At 67.2% G+C, this 23,758-nt stretch carries 13 protein-coding genes; 7 read left to right on the top strand and 6 right to left on the bottom strand.

The features are described 5' to 3' along the window. Positions 1-73: 73 nt before the first annotated feature. The 4 genes from N2652_06535 to rpsU are packed head-to-tail and all read right to left on the bottom strand — an operon-like array spanning position 74 to position 3,164. Positions 74-1,006, bottom strand: a complete 933-nt coding sequence (locus N2652_06535) for a GDP-mannose 4,6-dehydratase (GenBank protein ID MCX7818846.1) — start codon at positions 1,004-1,006, stop codon at positions 74-76. After that, complete coding sequence (gmd, locus tag N2652_06530; GenBank protein MCX7818845.1) at positions 1,003-1,980, bottom strand: GDP-mannose 4,6-dehydratase; 978 nt, start codon at positions 1,978-1,980, stop codon at positions 1,003-1,005. The genes N2652_06535 and gmd overlap by 4 nt, the downstream gene beginning before the upstream one ends. Continuing rightward, entirely contained in the window at positions 1,977-2,918 is a 942-nt protein-coding gene (locus tag N2652_06525; protein ID MCX7818844.1) for a sugar phosphate isomerase/epimerase, read from the bottom strand. The genes gmd and N2652_06525 overlap by 4 nt, the downstream gene beginning before the upstream one ends. 51 nt (positions 2,919-2,969) lie before the next feature. After that, complete coding sequence (gene rpsU, locus N2652_06520) at positions 2,970-3,164, bottom strand: 30S ribosomal protein S21 (GenBank protein MCX7818843.1); 195 nt, start codon at positions 3,162-3,164, stop codon at positions 2,970-2,972. Positions 3,165-3,349: 185 nt separating this feature from the next. Here rpsU and N2652_06515 point away from each other — a divergent pair, with 185 nt between their 5' ends. The 6 genes from N2652_06515 (at position 3,350) to N2652_06490 (ending at position 20,582) form a co-directional block, all read left to right on the top strand. Next, on the top strand, positions 3,350-6,235 hold the full coding sequence (locus tag N2652_06515; GenBank protein ID MCX7818842.1) for a hypothetical protein: 2,886 nt from the start codon (positions 3,350-3,352) through the stop codon (positions 6,233-6,235). A 264-nt stretch (positions 6,236-6,499) separates the two neighbouring features. Continuing rightward, positions 6,500-15,352: a DUF2341 domain-containing protein gene (locus N2652_06510; protein MCX7818841.1), complete on the top strand. Its 8,853-nt coding sequence runs from the start codon at positions 6,500-6,502 to the stop codon at positions 15,350-15,352. 758 nt (positions 15,353-16,110) lie between these two features. Next, positions 16,111-17,547 (top strand): carbon-nitrogen hydrolase family protein, encoded by a 1,437-nt coding sequence (locus N2652_06505; GenBank protein ID MCX7818840.1) that lies wholly within the window; start codon positions 16,111-16,113, stop codon positions 17,545-17,547. Positions 17,548-17,663: 116 nt separating this feature from the next. Next, complete coding sequence (gene gap / locus N2652_06500; GenBank protein ID MCX7818839.1) at positions 17,664-18,686, top strand: type I glyceraldehyde-3-phosphate dehydrogenase; 1,023 nt, start codon at positions 17,664-17,666, stop codon at positions 18,684-18,686. A gap of 88 nt (positions 18,687-18,774) precedes the next feature. Then, complete coding sequence (locus tag N2652_06495; GenBank protein ID MCX7818838.1) at positions 18,775-20,034, top strand: phosphoglycerate kinase; 1,260 nt, start codon at positions 18,775-18,777, stop codon at positions 20,032-20,034. A 23-nt stretch (positions 20,035-20,057) separates the two neighbouring features. Further along, the gene (locus N2652_06490; GenBank protein MCX7818837.1) at positions 20,058-20,582 is read left to right on the top strand and encodes a DUF2271 domain-containing protein; all 525 of its coding nucleotides are present in this window, start codon (positions 20,058-20,060) and stop codon (positions 20,580-20,582) included. A 191-nt stretch (positions 20,583-20,773) separates the two neighbouring features. Here N2652_06490 and N2652_06485 read toward each other — a convergent pair whose 3' ends face one another. Then, positions 20,774-21,379, bottom strand: a complete 606-nt coding sequence (locus N2652_06485) for a hypothetical protein (protein ID MCX7818836.1) — start codon at positions 21,377-21,379, stop codon at positions 20,774-20,776. 18 nt (positions 21,380-21,397) lie between these two features. Beyond that, positions 21,398-22,102 (bottom strand): type II secretion system GspH family protein, encoded by a 705-nt coding sequence (locus tag N2652_06480; protein ID MCX7818835.1) that lies wholly within the window; start codon positions 22,100-22,102, stop codon positions 21,398-21,400. A gap of 137 nt (positions 22,103-22,239) precedes the next feature. Between N2652_06480 and N2652_06475 the strand changes: the two genes are divergently transcribed. Continuing rightward, the gene (locus tag N2652_06475; GenBank protein MCX7818834.1) at positions 22,240-23,595 is read left to right on the top strand and encodes an NADP-dependent malic enzyme; all 1,356 of its coding nucleotides are present in this window, start codon (positions 22,240-22,242) and stop codon (positions 23,593-23,595) included. The last annotated feature ends 163 nt before the right edge of the window (positions 23,596-23,758 follow it).

The raw sequence follows: 23,758 nt of genomic DNA, 5'->3' as shown, positions 1-23,758 counted from the left end.
GAGGAGCGCGGCGTCCAAGATTTGGAGAACTGCGGGAGGCGGGGTTCCCATCGTTGGACGAGCGGGAGGGCGTTCAGCTGATGGTGACGCGGCGGCGGGCGTCGTCATAGATTGCACGGAGGGTTTCTTCGATCGGAATGGACGGCAGCCAACCGGTGTGAGTGCGAATGCGGGTCCAATCGAGCCGGGGACCGCGATCTGCCGGACGCCAGAGTTCGGGCGCGGCCTCGACGGGCGGATGAAGGCCGGCGATCGCGCAGAGGCGCTCCCAGAGATCCGCGATGCGGTATTCGCGGCCGGAGGCCAGATGATAGGCTTCGCCGGCGCGGCCGCGCTCGAGCAGCAGCCGGTAGCCGCGCACCACGTCGCGCACGTCGAGAAAATCGCGGACACTCTCGAGGTTGCCCGCGCGCACGGGGGGGGCGGCGACCCCCAGCGAGATCCGCGCCAGCTGCAGCGCGAGCGAGGCGACCACGAACTCCGGCGACTGCCCCGGGCCGATGTGGTTGGTGGGGCGGGCGGTAAGGACCGGCAGCGAGAATCGGTGAGCCCATGCGAGCGCCAGCTGATCTGCCGCAGCCTTTGAAATCGCGTAAGGGGAGGCGGGACGCGGGGGGGTCGTTTCGTCGAGCGGGCGGTCGTCGCCGCCGGCGCCATAGATCTGCGAAGAGGTGACAATGAGGCAGCGGAGGCCGGGGCGTCGCCGTACCGACTCCAGGAGGTACAGCGTGCCGAGCAGGTTCGTCCGGAACGTTTCCGCCGGTGCGGCCCACGAGCGGGGCACCGACGAGACACCGGCCAGATGCACGCATCCGTCCGGGCGGAACCGGTCGAGCGCCGCCTCGAGATCGTCCGCTTCCGCGACGCTGCCGTGGTGCACGGGAATCTCGGGGGGCGGCGTTTCGCCCGGCAGGCAGAAGGCGGCGACTTCGTGGTTGTGCGCCGCGAGCTCCGCGACGAGATGACGGCCGACGAAACCGGCCGCGCCGGTGATCAGCACCTTCACGTCGCGTTGGCCGGCCGCGCGCGCAGCCGCTCCAGATCGGCGTCGACCATCATTCGAACCAATCCAGGGAAGTCCACGGTCGGCGCCCAGCCCAGACGGGCTCGCGCTTTCGCGGCGTTGCCGATGAGGTGCTCGACCTCAGCGGGGCGCAGGAACGCGGGGTCGCTGACGACGTACTGGCGCCAGTCCAGCCCGACGTGTGCGAACGCGATCTCGCAGAACTCGCGGACGGAGTGGGACTCGCCGGTCGCCACCACGTAATCATCCGGCTCCGGCTGCTGGAGCATCTGCCACATTGCGCGGACGTAGTCGCCGGCGAACCCCCAGTCGCGGCAGGCGTCGAGGTTGCCCAGCCGCAGCTCCCGCGCGAGGCCGAGGCGAATGCGGGCGACACCGTGGGAGATCTTGCGCGTGACGAACTCGAGCCCGCGGCGGGGGCTCTCGTGGTTGAACAGAATGCCGGAGACTGCATAGAGGCCGTAGCTTTCGCGGTAGTTGACCGTGATGTAGTGGCCGTAGACCTTCGCGACCGCATACGGGCTGCGGGGGTAGAACGGCGTGGTTTCCGATTGCGGCACTTCGCGCACCTTGCCGAACATTTCGCTGCTGGAGGCCTGGTAGAAGCGGGCTTTCGGGCAGACTGTCCGGATTGCGTCGAGCAACCGCGTGACGCCGAGCGCGGTGAACTCTCCGGTGAGCGTCGGCTGGTTCCAGGAGGTCGGCACGAACGACATGGCGGCAAGGTTGTAGATTTCGTCCGGCTGGGCGACCTCGAGCACTTGGATCAGCGAGAAGGGGTCGAGCAGGTCGCCCTGCAGCAACGTGATCCGGTCGCGGAGGTGTTCGATCCGTTCGAAATTCTCGGTGCTGGCGCGGCGCACCATGCCGATCACGGTGTAGCCCTTGGACAGCAGCCATTCGGCGAGGTAGGAGCCGTCCTGTCCGGTGATGCCGGTGATGAGTGCTCGTTTCATGTGGGGGTCTCCCAGGAAGGATGTGCCGGCCTCCAGAGCGCGTTCAGATGTTGCAGCGCTTTTTGTAGCGCTTCCGGGGGTGCATCGCGCGGCGGCTCAATCACGTACGGTACGGGTAGCCGAGCGAACTGGGCGAAGTCGGCGAACGGAATCATGCCCTCCGGCGGTAGTACATGGTCGGTGGCGGGCGGTGTGACGTCGTGCACATGGAAACCCACGACGCGGTCCGCAAGGTTTTCCAGCATGCGGCGGTGGTTGGTCCAGCCGAGGTTTTCCCGAATCTGGCCGTGGCCGAAGTCGTGCCAAACGCCGAACTGAGCGGGCGGCAGGCCCCTCAGGAGCTCCTCCACCTCGCGCTCGGCGGGGACAGCTTCCCACGAGGGGAGGTTTTCGAGTCCGAGGCGGACGCCACACTCCGCGAGCACCGGCTGCAGTTCCTCCAGGGAGGCGCGCAGCGCATCGAGGTGCCGCGCGACCCGCCGTTCCCGATCGCGGAGCGCGGCGGACCAGTGCCAGCGCCACCACCACCCCTCTCGGCGGCCGGCTGCAGCCAGCCGGATCAACCGTGCGCTGCGGTTCTTCATCCGTACGTAACCACCGTGGACGACCACCGCGCGGGCGCAAAGGGAGCCCGCGAACCGGATGGTTTCGCCGAGGTGCTGCACCGCCTTGCGGCGTTCCTCCGGCTCCAGCGAAGCGGGTAGCCAGAGCTCGGGGTGACCGCTCGGCACTCCGCTCGGAACGGGGCAGAAGGCGTGAACACTGACGATCTCCACAGCGCCCTCTCGGACGCGGGCCTCGACGCCCTCCACGAGGTCGCGACGGAGGTCGTAGCTCAGCTCGAGCGCTCGAAAGCCTGCGGCGAGGATTTCGTCAACCAGCGCCCGGCCATCGCGATGCCGACGCGCGTTCCAGCGGGTGGACAAGGCCCAGTTCATCGGCCCACCCGCGGCGGTCTCGCACCGGCAGCGGGGGAGGCGACCGACAGCTTACTTTGCGGCGTTTGCAGCGGCGGCGGCCCGGCTCCGGGCCCGTGCGGCCTTGCGCCGGCGCTGCTCCGACGGCTTCTCGTAGTGCCGCCGGGCGCGAAGTTCGCGCAGCACACCTTCCCGGTCGAGCTTTTTCTTGAGCCGCCGGATCGCCTTATCAATGGTTTCGCCTTTACGAACCTTGACTTCCGTCACAGTAGCGGTCACCCCTTTCCCAAGCGCGCCCCACACGCGCGAGGTCCGTGCTAAGCCACGAATCTATTGCGTCGCCGGTGCCCGGTCAAGCTGAAGATGCAGCTGCAGGGGGGGCATTGCAGTCGGTGGCCGATGGGCGTATGTTGCGCATGCGAGTCGAATCGGTAGCGCGAAAGAGAGGATTGATGTTGGGGGAGCGGGCATGGTGGAGAGCCGCGCTCGCGGGCGCGTTGTGGGGCGCGCTCGGGGCGATGGCCGGTTTTCGCGATGAACACTGGACGCCGCTCGGGGGGCCGATACGTCCCGACATCAACGGACCGGTGAACGGAGTTGCGGTCGCGGCGGACGGCACGGTGTTCATCGGCGGAAGTTTCACGCTCATTGGTAATGAGAGCGTCAGCCGGGTGGCCCGTTGGGAGGGGGGCCGGTGGCAGCCGCTGGGAAGCGGTGTGAATGGGGAGATCCGGGCAGTTGCGCTCGACGGGCAGGGGCGGCTGCTGGTGGGGGGGGCACTGACCAGCGCCGGCGGCGTCTCTGCAAACGGCATTGCGCGATGGAATGGCGCGATGTGGGAGGCGCTGGGCGCCGGGGTCTCGGGCGCGGTGCATGCGATCGCGGTGGACGGGCTCGGACGCGTGTTTGCAGCGCATGGCACTCCGGCGTCGGTCTCGATGTGGAATGGCGTCGCGTGGACGACGATTGGCACCGCTGGTGCGGAAGTTTGGGCACTGGTGGTGGCGGCGGACGGTACACTGTATGCGGGCGGGGCGTTCACGAACATTGGTGGCGTCGCTGCGGCGCGGGTGGCGCGGTGGAACGGGACGTCGTGGAGTTCGTTGGGGAGCGGGATGAACGGGCCCGTGCGGGCGCTCGTGCTGGATACGAACGGACATCTTGTGGCGGGTGGCGAGTTTACGAGCGCAGGCGGTGCGGCGGCCAACCGTGTGGCGCGGTGGAACCAGACGGGCTGGTCGGCGATCGGGGGTGGGGCGCCGGCGACGGTGCGGGCGGTTGCGGTGGGGTTGGACGGCCGTCTCTGGCTCGGCGGGGGGATGGCGCCGGGTTCCGGTGTCATTGCGGTCTGGGACGGCGTGCAGTGGAACACGGTGGCGCAGTGTGACGATCCGGTGCATGCGTTGGCGGTCTGTCCGCTCACCGGCCGGCTGCATGCGGCGGGTCCCTTCCGCAGCGCCGACGGTGTGTTCATGCCGCACGTGATGGTGAGAAACGGCACAGACTGGGTTCCGTTCGGGACGGGTTTTGATGGGCCAGTGCTGACGTTGGTGACCGATCCGGTGAGTCTGGATGTGTTCGCGGGAGGTGGGTTTCAGGTGCTGGACGAGCGGCGGGTTCGGCATGTGGCGAAGTGGTCGGGGGGCGTGTGGAGCCCGGTGGGCGAGGGGTTCGATGGCTGGGTGTACGCTCTGGCGATGGGGGCCGACCGGCGACTGTATGCGGGGGGGGACTTCTTGGCTTCCGGCACGGCGAGCGTCAACCGTGTCGCGGTGCTCGAGGGGGGAGGGTGGCGCGCGCTCGGCAGCGGAATGAACGGCGCGGTGTATGCGCTGGCGGTGCCGGCGACCAACCGGCTCTACGCCGGGGGGGTGTTTACAACGGCAGGCGGCACGAATGCGGCGCGCGTGGCGGAATGGGATGGCACGCGATGGCGGCCGCTCGGAACGGGGATGAACGGGCCGGTGTATACCCTTTTTGTGGATGACAATGGCGACCTGTATGCGGGGGGGAGTTTCACGACCGCGGGTGGGACGGCGGCAAACCGGATCGCCCGTTGGAATGGCGTGCAGTGGGCGCCGGTCGGAGGCGGACTGGACGGCGAGGTCTGGGCGATCGAACGCGCACCGGGCGGAGGGCTTGTTGTGGCGGGGAAGTTTTCGCAGGCGGGCGGACAGCCGGCGGAGCGGGTGGCGCTCTGGCGTGACGGCGTCTGGCAGGCGCTGGGAGCGGGGATTGAGGGTGACGGGGTGTTCGCGTTGCGCCGCTGTCCATCTGGGGCGCTATACGCGGGAGGGCAGTTTTCCGAGGCCGGCGGTGTCCCGGCGAACAACATCGCGCGATGGGATGGTTTGCAGTGGTCGGGACGGGGGTCGGGCGTTCAAGATGAAGCCCCCTTTGGTGCGCCTGACTTCACCGCCCTCTATGTCTACGCGCTGGCATCGGACGGCAATGGAGGCATCCTGGTGGGCGGTGCCTTCGGGCTGGCCGGGGGCCGTCCGTCCGCCTACCTGGCGAAGCTGGCTTCCTTTTTCGATATCGCTGCGTCGCCGAACGATTCGAATGCAGGCTCTGTCGCCGGCGCAGGGCGGTATTTGCCCGGCGACACGGTACAATTGAATGCAACGCCCTCTTACGGCTACCACTTCCGCAGGTGGACCGAAAACGGCGCCGCCGTTGCGACCAATCCGGTCATTGCGTTCGAAGCCGATCGCCATCGGACACTGATCGCTCTGTTTGGGACGAACGTTTACGTGGTCCGGTATGGGGTCAGCGTAAGTGGTTCAATTTCAGGAGTGGCGACGCAGTCGATCCCTCACGCGACCACAGGCACTCCGGTGCTGGCCGTGGCGCCGGCAGGCGCGCAGTTCCACCGTTGGAGCGACGGGCGGGTGGACAATCCAAGGCGCGACGGCCCCGTGACCAACTCGTTCCAGGTGCTCGCAGAGTTCCACACGGCGCGGCAGGTTCCGCTGGAGTGGTTTGCTCAGCATGGGCTGCTGCCGACGCCGCCGCAAACGTGGACGGAGCTCGAAGGGGAGGATTCTGATGGCGATGGCGATGCGAACTGGGCGGAATTCATTGCGGACACTTCGCCGACGAATGCGCAGAGCGCGATTCCACGTCTGCAGATTTCTCGCGCGCCGGTTGGCTGGAGACTGTCGCTCAATCCCACCTCGTTGCAGCGCAGATACCATTTGGAGCTCTGCGTCAGTCTGGCCGCCGCCTCGTGGACTGCCCAGACTAACCGTCCCGGTACCGGTGGCGAGTGGGTCGTGGAGGTGCCTGAAAATGTTGGCGCACCGCTGTTCTTTCGCATTCGCGTCACCTTGCCATGAGGTTGCGGCTGCCCATCGATTGGGATCGCGAACGGCGTTTTAGATTGCCAGTTTTGCAGAAATGGTCAATGGCTGCGGAGCGGGAAGCTTCTCGTTGAAAAATTTTGCTCCGAAATATTTGACAGGTGATCTGTGGAGTGGGAAGATTGAACTCTCAAGCCCGAGCCTGGTCCGGAGGCACGGAAACTGCTTCGACTGTTTCATAGAGGGGCCAGAGGCGTTGAAGAGCCGCGCTGCGGGCGACCGCCGCGAGGAGAGGACAGCATGCAAACACTGGAGCTGAAGAACGAGGGGACGGCGCGGGGAGTGGGCTGCGGCGCCGCGGTGGGGTGGCGTATCCGCGTTACGGCGGCGATTGGAGCGTTGGCGCTAACCAGCAGCGCACAAACGGGCCTCGAGATCACCAAGCTGGTAAAGGATGGGCTGACGACGGTTCCCACGGGTCAATCGTTTGCCTACATCCTGCGATACCGGGCTGCGAGCACTGTGACCAACTTTCACGGTGTGATCCTCGACGATGTGTTGCCTCCGGGCCTTGAGTTTCAAGGATTGACCGGTACCGTCCATGTGGACTCCTATACGTACACCGCATCCAACCGGCTGCTGCGCATTCGCTTCATCAACCCGCTGCCGGCAGGAAGCACGGGCGAGATTGAGGTGCAGGTGCGTTTCACACCCGGTTCCACCCTATCCGGTACGATTGCCACCAACACAGCGACAATGAGTTCCAGTAATGCGCCGCCCGCGACCGCTCCACCGGTGACGATTACCGCGCTGGCGACCAACCGGGCGACGTTGTCGAAAACTCTGGCGGGGGGGACAGTGCCGCTGGACGAGAACGTGACCTACACGATCACGCTGAACAACAATCAGACAGTGGGATCGCTCAATCTCACCAACGTGACACTAGTGGATGCGCTGCCTTCCGGCGCCGTGTTTGTGGCGGCGAGCGGTGGAGGCATGTACAGCGCCGGCCCCCCCCAGATGGTCACGTGGACGGCTGCAACTCTCAGCGCGGGATCTTCGCTTTCGCGAACACTGACAGTGCGGTATCCATCCGGAGCGTTTCCGCTGGGTGCGCGGATCACCAACCAGGTCTCCGCCACAGTGACGCCGTTGGGCCGGCCGCCGACCAATCTGACGGCGATCGCGGTTCATACGGCCGCGCTGGCTCAGGCGTCCTCGTCGTTCTCGAAAGGTGTCAATCAGAGCTACGTGTATGAAGGTAAGCCGGTTGCAAAGAACTGGACCTTCACGCTGCAGAACACCGGCACCATGCCGATACACAATGTGGTCGTGACGGATGCGATTCCGCGGGAAGTTCGAGTGACCTCGATCAATGTGGGTCAGCCGAGCGGTACGCCGCCCGGATTGCACAGTCCGATCAGCGTGTTCTACATGAAAACTGGTGGCAGCACCTGGCTGCCGGCGCCGGGCAATCCTTATCCGGGCACCTCCTCGGTGACGATTGCGGTATCGAGCCTTGGACTGGGGCCGGGCGAGGATGTGACGGCGATCATGTGGAACTTCGGCACTCTGCCGCCTGGATATTCGATTGGAAGTCTGCAGTTTGCTTCGACGATTCTCGCGACGAATCGGGATGGGCAACCCGTTACTGCCGGCACGGTGATCACGAACACCGCGCGGCTCTCATACGAGGCGCCGTTGGGTACTGCGACCAGCCGTGTCGCGGTGGCGACGCTGCCGGTGCTGACGCAGCGGCCTGTGGCAGAGATAACGAAAAGCGCGGACAACTCGACGTACAACGATGGCGACACCGCGACCTTCACGATTCGGTTGACCAACCGATCGGAGGCCGCAGAGCCGCTGGTCAATCCGGTGCTCGCCGATCTACTGGATCCGCGTCTCGTGTACGAGGTCGGCAGCTATACGATTGTCAGCAAGCCGGCGGGCGCACCGGATCCGGTGTTCGAAACGGTCCCGAACCACGGGGGGAGCGGTCGAATGCTTTTGCGGTGGAAGTGGACGGGCGCTTCCGCGTATTCGCTGCCGATCAACAGCTTCATCGAGTTGCGGTTCCGGGCGCGGATTCCCTCCGGCGCACTCTATGGCACCGTCACCAACGATGCGACGCTCGCGCAATGGGCGAACAGCGCGCTGGACAACGCCAACCTGACCGGCACGCCGGACACCTTTGACCTCGACAGTGACGGCAACAAAACCGAGACCGTGTACTATCGGCGGGCGACCGTCACCATCCGCGCGCGGGCCTCGATGGATTCGGTGAAATGGGTCCGCGGCGAGCTCGACAGCGACTGGTCCAGATATCCGGACGCCGGCATGACGGTGCCGGGAGGGCGGGCCGACTACCGGCTGATTGTGAAGAACACCGGCAACGTGCCGATTCGAGACGTGCAGGTGCTCGATATCCTGCCGGCGATTGGCGACACCGGCGTGATTGACCTCTCCGCTCGCGACACGCAGTGGAAAGCCGCGCTGGCAGGCCCGGTGGTGGCGCCGACGGGTGTCGTCGTCTATTACAGCCGCGAGATGAATCCGGCGCGGCCCGACTTTGTGCCGTCTGGCCCGCCGGGCTCGATGCCCCCCGGCTGGAGCACAAATCCGCCGGCGACGATCACCGACGCCCGCTCGCTGCTGTTCGTGTTCACTAACATCGTGATTCAGCCGGGGCAGGAGTTTGAGCTCTCCTGGCCAATGCGCTCGCCGGTGGGAACGCCGACCGACGGCCGCGTGGCGTGGAACTCGTTCGGGTATTCCGGCACGCGAGTGGACACCGGATCGAAGCTGCTGCCGTCGGAACCGATCAAAGTCGGCATCTGGGTGCGGCCGGATACGAACGCGGTCTATGGGAACCGCGTCTGGTTTGATCTGAACAAGAACGGCATCCAGGACCCCGGCGAGGTCGGCGTGAATGGCATCCGCGTGCGGTTCTACGAGGACAGCGGACCGGGCGGTTTCCCGGACGGCATCATCAACACGAACGAGGACCGCTACGTTGGGTTCACTGTCACCGCGGACGATTTCTACGGCCAGCCCGGCTACTACGTGTTCCCGAACCTGGACCGCGGCAACTACTACGCCGTGTTTGAGATTCCGTCCGCCTACACGGTCAGCCCGCGTGACCAGGGCGGCGATGATGAGGTGGACTCGGATGTGGATGCGGCGACCGGCTTCACGCCGATCACCTGGCTGGCGCAGGAGGAGACCGACCTGAGCTGGGACCTTGGTCTCTGGCTGCCGCCGACGGCGGTGAAGATTATGAAGACTGCGGGCACCGCGCCGGACGGCGGGGTGCACTGGTTCGTGCCCGGAACGGCGGTGACGTACCGGTACGTGGTGATCAACACCGGCGAACTTCCGCTGGTGCGGCTGACGGTGACAGATGACCGGCTTGGCGTGGTGGGGACGATTGCCGGCCCGCTCATGCCGGGGGCCACCTCGGTGTTGACCAAGGTGTCCGGCCCGCTCTCGGCGGGGGTCACGAACATCGGCTCGGTGGTGGGCCACCCGGCGGATCCGCAGGGGCGCGAAATTCCCGGCGCGCCGCCGGTCCGCTCGAATGACCCGGCGGTGGTGATGCCGCTGGCCGCGATCGGCGACCGGGTGTGGTATGACGTGAACCGCAATGGCGTGCAGGACGCGGGCGAGTCCGGGGTGCCGGGCGTTACGGTGGTGCTCTACAACGCGCTCGGCGCGCCCGTCGCCACCAACACCACCGACGCGAGCGGCCTCTACCTCTTCGAAGGCCTGATGCCGGGCGACTACTCGGTGGGATTTGTGCTGCCGGCCGGTTACGCGTTTACGCTGCGCGATCAGGGCGGCGATGACGCGCGCGATAGCGACGCGGACACCTCCACCGGCCGGACGGTTCTGACGAACCTGGAGGCCGGAGAGTACGACCGCAGCTGGGACGCGGGCCTCTGGCGGCCGGCGGCGATCGGGGACCGGGTGTGGCTCGATACGGACCGCGACGGCGTGCAGGATCCGGGCGAGCCTGGGATCCCGGGCGTGACGGTGACGCTGTATGACGGCAGCGGCAACGTGGTGGCCACCACCACCACCGATGGGAGCGGGAACTATCTCTTCGATCAGCTCGTGCCGGGCGACTACTCCCTCGGCTTCACGCCGCCGCCGGGCTATGCGTTCAGCCCGCGCGACCAGGGTGGCGACGATGCGAAGGACAGCGATGCCGACGTGACCACCGGCCGGACCATTCTGACACGGCTGGACCCGGGCGAGACGGACCGCACGTGGGATGCGGGTCTCTATCTGCGGCCGGCCTCGCTCGGCGACCGGGTGTGGCACGATCTCAATGCGAACGGTGTGCAGGACGCAGGTGAGCCCGGCGTGCCCGGCGTCACGGTGCGGTTGTACGACGCGAACAGCAACGTGGTGGCCACCACCACCACCGATGCGAACGGGAACTACCTCTTCAGCGAGTTGACGCCGGGTGACTACTCGGTGGGCTTCACGCTGCCGCCGGGCTACGCGTTCAGCGCGCGCGACCAGGGCGGCAATGACGCGCAGGACAGCGACGCCGACCCCTCTACCGGTCGCACGATCGTGACGACGCTGGAGCCGGGTGAAAACGATCTGACCTGGGACGCCGGCATCTGGCAGCCGGCCTCGCTGGGCGACTTCGTGTGGTTCGACGTGAACCAGAACGGTGTGCAGGACGCGGGCGAGCCCGGCGTGCCGGGGGTGCGCGTGGTGCTGCTGCAGGGCGGTGTGCCGATCGCCTCGACGGTGACCGACGTGAACGGTCTGTACCGCTTCGATCTGCTGCAGGCAGGAACGTACGAGGTCGAGTTCGACCTCTCGACGTTGCCCGCGCAGTACAAGCCGACCGTCCGCGGTCCGATCGGCGGTCCCGATCCGACGGACAGCGACGCGGACGTGAACACCGGCCGCACCGGGCCGATCACGCTGAGCTGGGGCCAGCACGATCCCAGCTGGGACCTCGGCATCGTGCCGCGCTCCGCGGACGTGTCGCTGACGAAGCAGCGGCAGCCCATCGCCGAGTATCCGAACAAGTGGACGATTCCGCTCTCCAAGGGTCAGCAGTTCGTGGACGGCGACTACTGGCTGCGTCTCGAATATGACCAGCCGAGTTTCGACGTGTGGGGACCGGGCAACCTGAAGAGCGGTGTGAACATCTCGAAGGGCTGGCATCACCTCGCCGGCCGGTTCCGCCGAGGCCCCAATTCGTGGGGTCCGCACACGATGGAGATTCTGGTGGATGGGGTCGTCGTCGCGACACGAACTGCCACCGGTACGACGGATCCTTCCACCGCACCGCTGGTGCTGGGTGCGTACCTGGGCAACAGTTACTGGTTCGCAGGGCTGATGGACGAGGTGCGGCTATCGCGCGGCGCGCGCAGCGATGCATGGCTGCGCGCGACGGTGGCGCAGCAGCGCGACCCGGCGGCGTTCGTCGCGCTCGGAGCCGAGCAGCCGGGCTCGCTGCCGGGCTATGCGCACCGCCGGGTGTTGACCGTGAACGGTGCGCTCGTTAGCTCGCCGCTGACGAACTTCCCGGTGCTGGTGAGCTTGACCGATCCGTTCCTGATGACAAAGGTGCAACGGCCCGACGGTGCTGACATCTCCTTCACGTTGCCGGACGGCACGCCGCTTGCACACGAGATCGAGCTCTTCTCGCGCGACAGCGGCCGGCTCGTCGCGTGGGTCCGCCTGCCGCTGCTCGCGTCGGGCACGCCGACCGATTTCGTGATCCACTACGGCCATTCGAGCCCGCCGCCGCCCGCGTACGCGCCCAGCGCGGTCTGGGACGACGGCTTCATGATGGTGCAACACCTGAACGAGGCCTCCGGCCCGGTCCGCGACTCAACCACGAACGGCAACCACGGTGTCGTTTCCGGCGCCACGCCGACGCCGTGGGGCATCACGGACGGCGCGTTCGCGTTCGACGGCCTGGACGACAAGATCACGATTCCGGACCACCCGACGCTCCAGTTGAACAGCACCGATTTCACGATTGAGCTGTGGGTCAGCCGACGCGCGGTGGCGGCGGACTACTTGTTCCAGCTCACCGTCCGCAACGACGGACCTGATCCGGCCGATGGGGTCGTGATTGCCGACCCGCTGGCGCCGGCGTTCCGCCTCGTCAGCGCGACGGCGACGCGCGGCGTTTACGCGGAGCCGCCGGGGCTCTGGACGATCGGCACGCTCGGCGTTGGCGAAACTGCGACGCTGTGGATCGCGGCCAGCGCCCGCGGCTGCGGACCGCTGACGAATCTCGCCGAGGTCGCGGCGCAGCAGACACCGGACCCGGACTCGACGCCCAACAACCGCGCGCCGGGTGAGGACGATCTGGCCTCCGTGGTGGTGCCGGGGCCGACCGGAGCGCTGGCCCGGGTGCAGTTGATCGTTCGCGCCGGTGCGGCTGCAGACGGGCAGATCCTGACCATCCCGGCTGGCGATCCGGTGGTGTACACCTATCAGGTTCGCAACACCGGCTCGGCGCATCTGGCGGACATCGCCGTCACTGACAGCCGGCTGGGCTCGATCGGCACGATTCTGGGGCCGCTGGCGCCCAACGCGAGTGTGACGCTGACCGCGACGGTCGCGTCGGTTTCGGAAGCGGTCACGAATGTGGGCAGCGTCACTGCGCGACCGGTCGGGCCGGGAGGTGTCGAGCTGCCGTGCGACACCGGGCCGGTGAGCGCGACAGACGATGCGATCGTGCACATCGCGGTGCCACCACCGCCGACGCCGGGACTGTCGGTCGTGAAGATTGCGGTGGGGGCGGCGGACGGCGCGGTGCTCACGGTGGTGAACGGATCGCCGGTGACCTACATCTACACGGTGCGTAACACCGGCAACGTGGCGCTGACGAACATCGTTGCGACCGACGACAAGCTTGGCGCGGTCGGCTCCGTGCCCTCGCTGCCGGCCGGCGGCAGCCTCAGTTGGACCGCGCGGCTGGACAGCGCCACGGCTGACGTGACGAACGTCGTCGCCGTCACCGCGCAGTATGGAGCGCAGACCCTCACCGCGCGGGATGATGCGGTGGTGCGCGTTACCGATCCGGCGCCCGCGATCCAGGTGGTGAAGATTGCGCTGGGGGCCGCGGACGGGGCGGTGCTGAGCGTCGAGGCCGGCGCGAACGTGACCTATTCGTACACCGTCCGCAACATCGGCAACGTGCCGCTGAGCAACGTGACCGTCACCGACGACAAGCTCGGGACGGTGGGCACGGTGGCGTCGCTGCCGGTCGGTGGCCAGGCGGTGTTGACGAAGACCGCGCTGAACGTGCAGGCGGATGTGGTGAACGTCGCAACGGCGACCGGGCAGTACGGCCCGACCACCGTCAGCGCGCAGGACGATGCGGCGGTGGTCGTCGTTGCGCCGAGCGGCGCGGACCTCTCGCTGCGGAAGGAGGTCGTGACGAACCTCGTGCCGCCGGTGCAGTGGTGCATCCCGATTTCGAAGGGCGAGCAGTTTGTCGACGGCGATTACTGGCTGCGCCTCGAACACAACGAGCCGAGCTTCGATGTGTGGGGGCCAGGTAACCTGAAGAGCGGCATAGAGATCACCCGCGGCTGGCACCATGTGGTCGGCCGGCTCACCCGTGGCCCGGCGGCCTGGGGTCCGCACAAACTCGAAATCCTCGTGGATGGCGTGGTCGTCGCGACGCGCACCGCGTCGGGAACGATCGACCACTCTACCGCGCCGTTGATCCTCGGGGCCTATCTCGGCAACAGCCACTGGTTCGGCGGGCGGATGGATGAAGTTCGGATCTCGAAGCGGGCGCGGTCGACCGCGTGGCTGTTGACGACCTGGCGTTCGATCGCACGGGCGGGCGAGTTCGTCCAGGTGGGGCCGGAGCAGCCGGGTACGCTGCCGGGCTATGCGCGGCAGCTGCCGATCACCGTGCGCGGCGCGCAGGTGGCCGGTACCCTTGCGCAGTTCCCGGTGCTGGTGCAGCTAACGAACGCGGCACTGCAGGTGGCGAAGGCGGATGGATCGGATCTGGTCTTCACGCTGCCGAGCGGTGAGGTGCTGCCGTTTGAGATCGAGCTGTTCGACGCGACGACCGGCCGCCTGACGGCGTGGGTCGCGCTGCCGCTGTTGCAGGCGGGTATGGACATGCCGTTCCTGCTGCAGTACGGCAACCCCGGCGCCCTGTCGCTCGCGAACCCCTCCGCGGTTTGGGACGGCGACTTCGTGTTGGTCCAGCACTTTGACGAGCTCGTCGGGCCGGTGCAGGACTCCACCGCGTTCGCGAACCACGGCACCGCGTACGGGGCCTCGCGCACCGAGCTGGGGCTGGCGGGCCCCGCGTACCGGTTCAACGGCACGTCGGACAAGATCGTGATTCCAGACAGCGCCAGCCTGCATTTGGACACGACGAGCTTCACGATCGAAGCCTGGTTCAACCGCTCGGCGCTCGAGGCGCAGCACACGTTCCGATTGACCGTTGCGAACGGCGGCCCCGCCACCGCGCCGCTCGTTGCGGTTGCGGACCTGCTGCCGTCCGAGCTGCGGTATCTGGGCTCGACCGCGAGCGCCGGCGCGTACAACCCCTCCAACGGCCTGTGGATTGTCGGCAGCCTGCCACCCGGCCGCTCTGCGACGCTTCACATCGAGGTGGACCGCCGGGTGAGCGGGACGGTGACGAACACCGCCGAGGTTGTATCGGCGGGCATTGCGGATCCGGATTCGACGCCGAACAACGGCCTGCCGGGTGAGGACGATCAGGCCTCTGCCGCGGTGCCGGGCACATCAAGCCCGCCGCCGTCGGGAGGTGGTGGGTACGTCGAACCGCCGGACTTCAAGGTCAACAGCATCGCCTTCGTGCCGGACCCGCTGACGCGCGGCGGTACGTTCACCGCGCGCGTGACGATTGAAAATGCGGGCGCCGCCGGCGCGCCCGGCCGGCTGGCGGTCTGGATCCACAAGCCTGCCGCCGCGGTTCCGGGCGAAGTCTCGGACGCGTCGGTGAGTGTCGGCGTGATGGCCAAGGGCGAGAGCCGCACGATTGAGTTCCCCGGCCTGGTGGCGCCGACCGCGAAAGGCACCTATACCTTCCGCGCGTTTATTGACGCGGACGGCGCGGTGGCCGAAAAGAGCGAGGGCAACAACCAGAAAACTCGCACCTACGGCTTCTATTGAGCCGGTGAGGAGCACCGGTGCGCGCGTCCGATTTCGAGCGCATCGGACCGCGTGTTCCGGCAGGCGGTGAATCCATCCGCGAGGGTGGGAGTAGCCCGCCGTACCCAAGGATCGCCCGCTCATTGGTCAGCATTCGACGTTGCCCGCTCTTCGCAGTGACCGTTCTCCTCGGAGTGTACCCCTCCGGTTGCCCGCGCGGGAGGGTGGCGGCTCGCGACTGGCCCGCTCGCATGTTCGTGATTCCGTGGCATTCGCCTTCACGGCCCGCGTGGACGCGGTCCTCCAGACGCGCCGTGTGCAGCTCCCTTGCCGTCATGCCTGCACGTAGAGGAGGGGCGGCTTCGACGCCGACCGATTCGTCTTCCGCCGCGTAACCACCCGGTTGCCCGTGGTTCGCACTGATTGGCCAGGCGGGAGTTTGCCCCTCCGATGGGCGATCAACCCATCGGTGAGTCCGAGGGGCGGTGGTTGCGCTCTCCAAGGGGGGCACCCGCGACCTTCCGGCACGCGCGATACCTGAAAGCGACTCGCGCACAGGTGTGTTTCGCTCGCCTGCACAAGGCCGGCCATGAGCGCGGCTTCGGGCTGCTTGAGTCAGTGAGACTGCAGAGTTTGGCGGCCGGATCGGGCGGCAAAGGGCGGACGAATGCACTACAGTCGGCATTGGGCGTGAGGACGCCCAATGTCTTAGTTCGGACGGATTGCGTGTCCGGCAGCCGTTGTCCGCCGGTGTGCTGTGAACCGATGGGAGCCGATCAATGAAGGCATCGATCATGCGAACAGACGAGGGGGGACGATCGGGAGGCCGGGTGTTCTGGCGTGCTCTTTGGTTCGGATTCACCGCCGCTGTGGCTGCGAGCGCACAATCTGCGGACGTTGTCGCGCCCGGCGCGGAGGCCGGCGGCTGGACTGCGATTGCCGCCCGTGCAGAAATCGCACCGATCTTCTCGTTTGCGCCCACTGGGGGTTATCGGCGCGGCCAGGTCTGGGTGCTGGCGGGTGGTGGCCGAACTGGCGTCAACGGATGGTGGCGGCGCGCTTTTCCGATCACGGGCGGCCGCTGGTATCGCTTCCGTGCGGTCTATCAGGCGCGGAATTTGCCCCATCCCGATCGCAACCTCATGGCGCGGATCTCCTGGCATGGCGCTGACGGGCGCGCTGCTTCCTTTGATGTTCCGCCGGAGGCAAGGGTGTGGGCGTTCAAGGTATCGGAGGCCCCGGCCGAGACGCCTTGGCCGGCTCGACCGGCAGACGAGCCGGGTTGGGAGGAGCTCTCCGGCGTCTACTGGGCACCTTCCAATGCGGCGTCCGCCGTCATTGAGCTGCAGATGCGCTGGGCGCCGGAGGGGATGGTTCGCTGGAGTGGTGTCGAGCTGGAGCCAGCCGCGGCACCCGCCCGGCGGCCGGTGCGCGTGGCTGCGGTCCATCTGCGACCATCCGCCGGTCGAAACCCCGCAGACAAGCCGCCTCAGTTTGCACCGCTGATTGAGGAGGCCGCCCGACGCGGTGCGGATCTGGTGGTGCTGCCGGAAGTGCTGACGTACTACGGAACTGGCAGAACGATCGCGGACTGCGCGGAACCGATCCCCGGTCCGTCCACGCGTTATTTCGGCGAGCTCGCCCGGCGACATGATCTCTACATTGTGGCGGGGCTGGTGGAGCGCGAAGGCGCTCTTGTGTACAACGTCGCGGTGCTGATCGGCCCCGACGGCGAGGTCGTCGGACGCTACCGGAAAGTGACGCTGCCGCAAGAGGAGATCGCGCAGGGCGTCGAACCCGGCGGTACGTTCCCGGTGTTCGACACGCGGTTTGGCCGGGTCGGCATGATGGTGTGCTACGACGGTTTTTATCCGGAGGTCGCGCGCGCGCTGGCGCACAGCGGGGCCGAGATCATCGCGTGGCCGGTATGGGGCTGCGATCCGCTGTTGGCGGCCGCGCGCGCATGCGAGAACCGCGTCTGGATCGTCAGCAGCACCTACATGAACAGCGGCGACGGTTGGATGCGCACCGCGGTATGGGATCCGCGCGGGGAGGTGGTGGCGGCCGCCGAGCAATGGGGTACGCTCGCCTTTGCGGAGATTGATCTCGCCGCGCGGTATTTGAAGTACAATCTTGCGGACTTCCGCGTGATCTGGCCGCGGCACCGGCCGCCGGTGCCGCTGCAGATTGCAGCGCCGTGCGGCGCAGGCCCCTGAGGCGCCGGAGGGTTTGACCGCGAGCGGCTCGCCGGGTATTCTTGCGCGTCCCGTCTCCCCGTGCCGCAGCGGAGCGCGGGTGTGGGGGCAGGGCGAACAGAGGAGCACGAAAGACCATGGCGATCAAGGTTGGTATCAACGGGTTTGGCCGGATCGGGCGGCTGGCGTTTCGCGCCGCGATCGAGCGGGGCGACGTCGAAGTGGTGGGCATCAACGACTTGTTCGACTCGAAGCAGCTGGCCTACCTGCTCAAGTATGACAGCCTTCATGGCAAGTTCGCGGGCAGTGTCGAGGCGGCGGAGGGCGCACTGATCGTGAACGGAAAGCGCATCCGGCTCACCGCGGAGAAGGATCCTGCGAACCTTCGCTGGGGCGACGTCGGCGCGGACTACGTGCTGGAGTGCACCGGACTGTTCTTGGAGAAGGCGAAGGCGGAGGCGCATCTGAAGGCCGGTGCGCGGCGAGTGGTGATGAGCGCGCCGTCGAAGGACGACACCCCGATGTTTGTGATGGGGGTCAATCACAAGACGTACAAAGGTGAGGCGATCGTGTCGAACGCCTCCTGCACCACGAACTGTCTGGCGCCGATTGCGAAGGTGCTGCACGACAACTGGGGAATTGTCGAGGGGCTGATGACAACGGTGCACGCGACGACAGCGACGCAGAAGACAGTGGACGGCCCGGGTGGGAAGAAGGACTTCCGGGGCGGCCGCGCGGCATCGGGCAACATCATTCCCTCCTCCACCGGCGCCGCGAAGGCAGTGGGCAAAGTGATCCCGTCGCTGAAGGGGAAGCTCACCGGCATGGCATTCCGAGTGCCGACGTTGAACGTGTCGGTGGTGGATCTGACCTGCCGTCTCGAGAAGGCGCCGGGTCCCGATGCGGCGAGCGCGTATGAGGCGATCAAGGCGGCGATGAAGGCGGCGTCGGAGGGCGAGCTGAAAGGCATCCTCGGCTACACGGAGGATGAGGTGGTTTCGTCCGATTTCAACCACGATCCGCGCACCTCGATTTTCGACGCGAACGCCGGCATCATGCTGAATCCGACGTTCGTGAAGGTGGTCGCGTGGTACGATAACGAGTGGGGGTATTCGAACAAGCTGCTGGACCTGATCCTGCACATGGAGACGGTCCGCTAAGACTGCCGGCCCCGGCGGAAGCGGGATGCCGGCCGCGCGTCGGCATCCCGCGACGCGTTTCGGGGGGCGGCGGACGGAGGCGACAGGCATGAACAAGCTGACGGTTCGCGATGTGGATGTCCGCGGGCGGCGTGTGCTCTCGCGGGTCGATTTCAATGTGCCCATTCAAGATGGCCGCGTGGCGGACGATACGCGCATCCGCGGCGCGCTACCGACCATCCAGTACATTCTGGACCACGGCGCCTCGTTGGTGCTGATGAGCCATCTCGGCCGGCCGAAGGGCAAGGGATTCGAGGCGGCGTTCTCGCTGCGGCCGGTGGCCGACCGGCTCGCCGAGCTGCTGGGGCGGCCGGTGAAGTTCGGGCCGGACTGCGTTGCGGAGGAAACGCTCGCGATGGCGCGCGCGTTGAGGCCCGGTGAGGTGATGCTGGTGGAAAACACGCGGTTCTATCCCGATGAGGGCAAGGTGAAGCTGCCCGACACCGCCACCGAGGAGGAAACGAAGGCGGCTAAGGCGAAAGCGAAGCAGCAACAGGCGGAGCTGGCGGAGAAGCTCGCGAAACTGGGCGACGGCGAGGTGTTTGTGAACGACGCGTTCGGATCCGCCCATCGCGCGCACGCATCGACCGCGCTGGTATGCAAATACTACCGGTACAACGTCGCCGGTTTCCTGATGGAGAAGGAGATCGAGTACCTGAGCCGCGCGCTCACCAATCCGGAGCGGCCGTTTGTGGCGATTCTCGGCGGCGCGAAGGTCAGCGACAAGGTGAATGTGATCCAGAACCTGTTGACGAAGGTGGACGCACTGCTGATCGGTGGTGCGATGGCCTACACGTTCTACCGCGCGCGCGGCCTGCCGACCGGCGATTCGTTAGTGGAAGCAGACAAGACCGAGCTGGCGCGTGAGCTCTTGGACCGCGCCGCTGCGGCCAACGTGAAGTTGTTGCTGCCGGTCGACCACGTGATCGCGGACAAGTTCGATGCGGCGGCGGCGACCGAGATCGTCGGCGAGCGCGGCATCCGCGACGGCTGGCGCGCGCTCGACATCGGGCCGGAGACGGTCCGCAAGTTTTCCGAGGTGATTCGGGGCGCGAAGACGGTGGTGTGGAACGGCCCGATGGGATGCTTTGAGATGGAGCCGTTCGCAAAGGGCACCTTTGCGATTGCGCGCGCGATCGCGGAGACGAAGTGTCTGAGCATCATCGGGGGCGGTGACAGCGTCAGCGCGGTCAACCGTAGCGGTCTGGCCGACAAGATGAGTCACATTAGCACCGGCGGCGGCGCGAGTCTGGAGTTTCTGGAAGGGAAGGAGCTGCCGGGCGTCGCCGCGCTCACGGATCGCGCCTGAGTCCAATGGGTGGAGGTGTTCGGATGCGAGAGCATGCAGCGGCGTTTGCGGCGGTGACGCTGCTGCTGTGGGGCGTGCGCGTGGCGCTTGCGGCACCAACTGGCGGCACGTTGGAGCTCGGCGTGACGATCCGCGGCGACTCGACCGGGTTCGGGCCGCGCCACGTGGTGGCGGTCTGGATCGAGGATGCGCAGGGGCGGTGGGTGCGGACGCTGGCGGTCGAAGGGCGCAAACAGTGGCGGCGGCTGGAGGCGTGGCGGGCGGCGGCGGGCCGCCTGGCCGGCCCGGACGCGGTAACCGGCGCGACGAGGACCGACTGGGGTCGCCTCACGGCCAGTTGGGACGGTTTGATGGCGGGTGGAACGCCCGCGCCGGACGGTGAGTACCGTGTCCGGATCGAGACGACCTGGTGGAATGGTGCGGGGCCGCGGGTGGACAACTTGAAGTTCACGAAGGGGCCATCGCCGCAGCAGGTCACCCTTCCGGACACCGGTCCCTTCCGCGAGATCCGCCTCGACTGGAAACCCGCTGCTCCGCCGTCGCAGTAGAAATCCGGCAGATTTCATCTGGTCCTCATGCGCGGCAGAAGGGGGCCAGGTTGTGGTCCAGCGCTGGCGGCCCGGCAGCGCACACAAGGGCGCTCCACCGCAGCGCAGGGGGGAGCGCGATCAACCCGCTCGGCGGGGTCATCCTGCGGAGAGGCCGCCGCGCCGGCGCACGAGGAGCTCCCGCATGTGCTTCACTTGAGAATTTCGAACTGGGAGGTGAAGTCGACGGAACTGGCACCGGCCGCCCGCGGGATGATCGCCACTTGGATCAACCCCTTCGGCAGTTTCGCGAGCTGCGGTGCCTGCCAGTTGGTCACCAGCAGGATCTTCGGGCGCGGAGTCGGCAGTGCGCTCATCTCGCCGGCGGCGAGCAGCGGCGGCGGGACGAACAACACCACCAGCTTCGCAGAGGCGTGACGCCGCAACAGCTCTAGAAAGTCGTTCTTGCGAAGCGCCTCGCCCGTGCGTTCGATCTGCGGGTTGATCGGGAGGCGCTCTTCGGCGCGAAGCGTCAGGCCCCGTGCTGCCAGCCCCGCGCGAATGCCCGCGATCGCGCGCGCGGAAAATGGATCCGTGAGCTCGGGCGTCCGCTCCACGTCCACCAACACGACATCGCCACCGGCGCCGGCGAGCGCGACGGCCTCATCCAGCGCGGCGGCGGTGAGCGCATCGGCGGCCTGGTGGACTTCGGCCGGGACGGACGGCTTGCGCCGGCACCCCGGCGCGGCGGCGAGCGCCACCAGCAGGACCACGCCCAGTGTTCCGAGCCGGCGAAGTGAGAGGGGGAGCAGCTTCATCACAGGTCTCCGGGCGCGCTACCAATAGAGGTCCACCGCCGCGATATAGGAGTAGGTGCGATACATTGTTTGCCGCGGCTTGTCGATCACGCCGCCACCGCCGGTGCAGATCTTGCAGACCTGGGGGCGAGCGGGGCCGGCGTGCGGGAAGGTCAGCCAGAACCGCACCTTGTCGCCCTCCAGCGGCGAGGGGCGCGGGGCGGAGCAAACGTCTGCCAGCAGCACCATGCTTTCATTGAGATCGGTGCTGCTTTGCGGATAGGGGGTCTTGTATTTTTCGACCGCGCCTTCGGGCGCGCCATTGTAGGCGTAGCCGATGCGGAACTCGTTGTACTGGGCCTGGGAGGTGTTGGGGTTCATCCAGTTCTGCGGGCCGCGGTTGACGGGGTCCTGGCGCATCAACGAGGGGCAGTACCAGATCAGCGGAGGCAGGCCCTGTCGGGTCATGTAGGCGGTGATGATCTCGTTTTCGCCGAGATGAAACGTCGCGGGGTTGTCTGCGTTGGCGGGGGGAAGACGGCCGGCATTGTCGGCGGCATACTGCATCACGACCTTGTAGCACTGCGTGAGATGATTGCTGCACGCGGCCTGCCGTGCTTTTTCGAGCGCCGGCCCGAGCGTGGGCACAATCAGCATCATCAGGATGGCGATGATGCCGATGATCACCAGCATTTCGACCAGCGTGACGCCGCGGCGGGGTGCGATCGGTCGTGTCGCGTTCATGGCCTGCATGCCTTTGCGGAGAAGATGCCATCAGCCGGTTGAGTTGTCACGCGCCGCGGTGCCGATGCGGTTCGCGCGCGGTTCGCGAGGCGCGCATACTGTGGGCTTTCGGTGACGATCCTTTGGAGAGCGAACGCATGACGACACCGTCCAGTTCCGTCCCCCCGCCGGGGGCGGCGGCGCGCGCGGACGAGCCCGCGCGCCAGGCAATGCGACTGCATCCTTTTTATCGCGGAAAGATCGAAACGGGGATCAAGTGTGCGGTCCGCAGCATGGAGGACTTTGCGATTTGGTATTCGCCCGGCGTTGCGGCACCGTGCCGGGCGATTGCGGCGGACCCGGCCGCGGCCGATGAACATACGAACCGCTGGAACACTGTCGCCGTGGTCAGCGACGGGAGCCGCGTACTAGGGCTGGGGGACATCGGTCCGCTCGCTGCGCTGCCGGTGATGGAGGGCAAGGCGCTGCTGTTCAAGTACCTGGGCGGGGTGGATGCGGTGCCGCTGGTGGTGGATGTGCACGAACCGGAGAGCCTTGTTCGGTTGGTGCTGGCGGTGCAGCCATCGTTCGGTGGGATCAACTTGGAGGACATCGCGCAGCCCAAATGTTTTGAGGTGCTGGATCGGCTGCGGGCAGAAGCGGCGATCCCGGTGTGGCACGACGACCAGCAGGGCACCGCGACCGTGATCCTCGCGGGGCTGATCAACGCGTTGAAGGTGGTCGGCAAGCGGCTGGAGGAGGTCCGGATTGCCTTTATCGGCGCGGGCGCCTCCAACACGGCGGCGGCGCGGCTCGCATTTGCGGCGGGCGCGGACCCTGCGCGTTGCCGCGTCGTGGACCGCGGTGGGATCCTCGGCCGGCATCGATCGGATATCGCGCGGCAGCGGGGTGAATATGCGGCGAAGTGGCGACTCTGCGAAATGACCAACGCGGACGGAGCGACAGGGGGCGCCGCGGAAGCGATCGAGGGGGCGGACGTCGTGATCGCCTGTTCGACGCCGGGACCGGGGACGATCCGGCCGGAATGGGTCCGGCGGATGCGGGAGGGGGCGATCGTGTTTGCGTGTGCAAATCCGGTGCCCGAGATCTGGCCGTGGGAGGCGGCGGAGGCGGGGGTGGCGGTGTTTGCGACGGGACGGTCGGACTTTCCGAACCAGGTGAACAACTCGCTGTGTTTCCCGGGGCTGTTTCGCGGCGTGCTCGACGTGCGGGCGACGACGATCACCGACGGCATGTGTCTGGCGGCGGCCCGTTCGCTGGCGGAGTCGGTGGGTTCCTCGCTACGGGCGGACCGGATTCTGCCGACGATGGAGGACTGGGAGGTGTTCCCGGCGGAGGCGGCGGCGGTGGCGATGCAGGCGCAGGCGGAGGGTGTGGCGCGGCGTCGACTCGCGCGCGAGGAGGCGCACGCGATCGCGACCGCCACGATTCGGCGTGCGCGGGCGATGGCGGCCGATGCGATGCGATTGGGGCACGTGCCGCTGCCGCCGTGAGGAGGCGCTGACGCCCGTCCGTTGTCGAGGAGAGGAACCTCGCGTTCGGCGAGCCGAGAGACCGCGCCTGTCTGGTGCCGATGGAGTTCTTCGCGGCGCCGGTGGAACGGCGCCCTCGATGCGTGTGGCATGCACGCCCCTTGCCGGCGTGATTGGGCGCTGG

Source organism: Kiritimatiellia bacterium, from assembly GCA_026417735.1.
In the GTDB taxonomy this organism is placed as follows: domain Bacteria; phylum Verrucomicrobiota; class Kiritimatiellia; order PWTM01; family PWTM01; genus CAACVY01.
The sequence above is the reverse complement of the archived record's forward strand: the minus strand, read 5'-3'. Positions and strand labels throughout refer to the sequence as shown.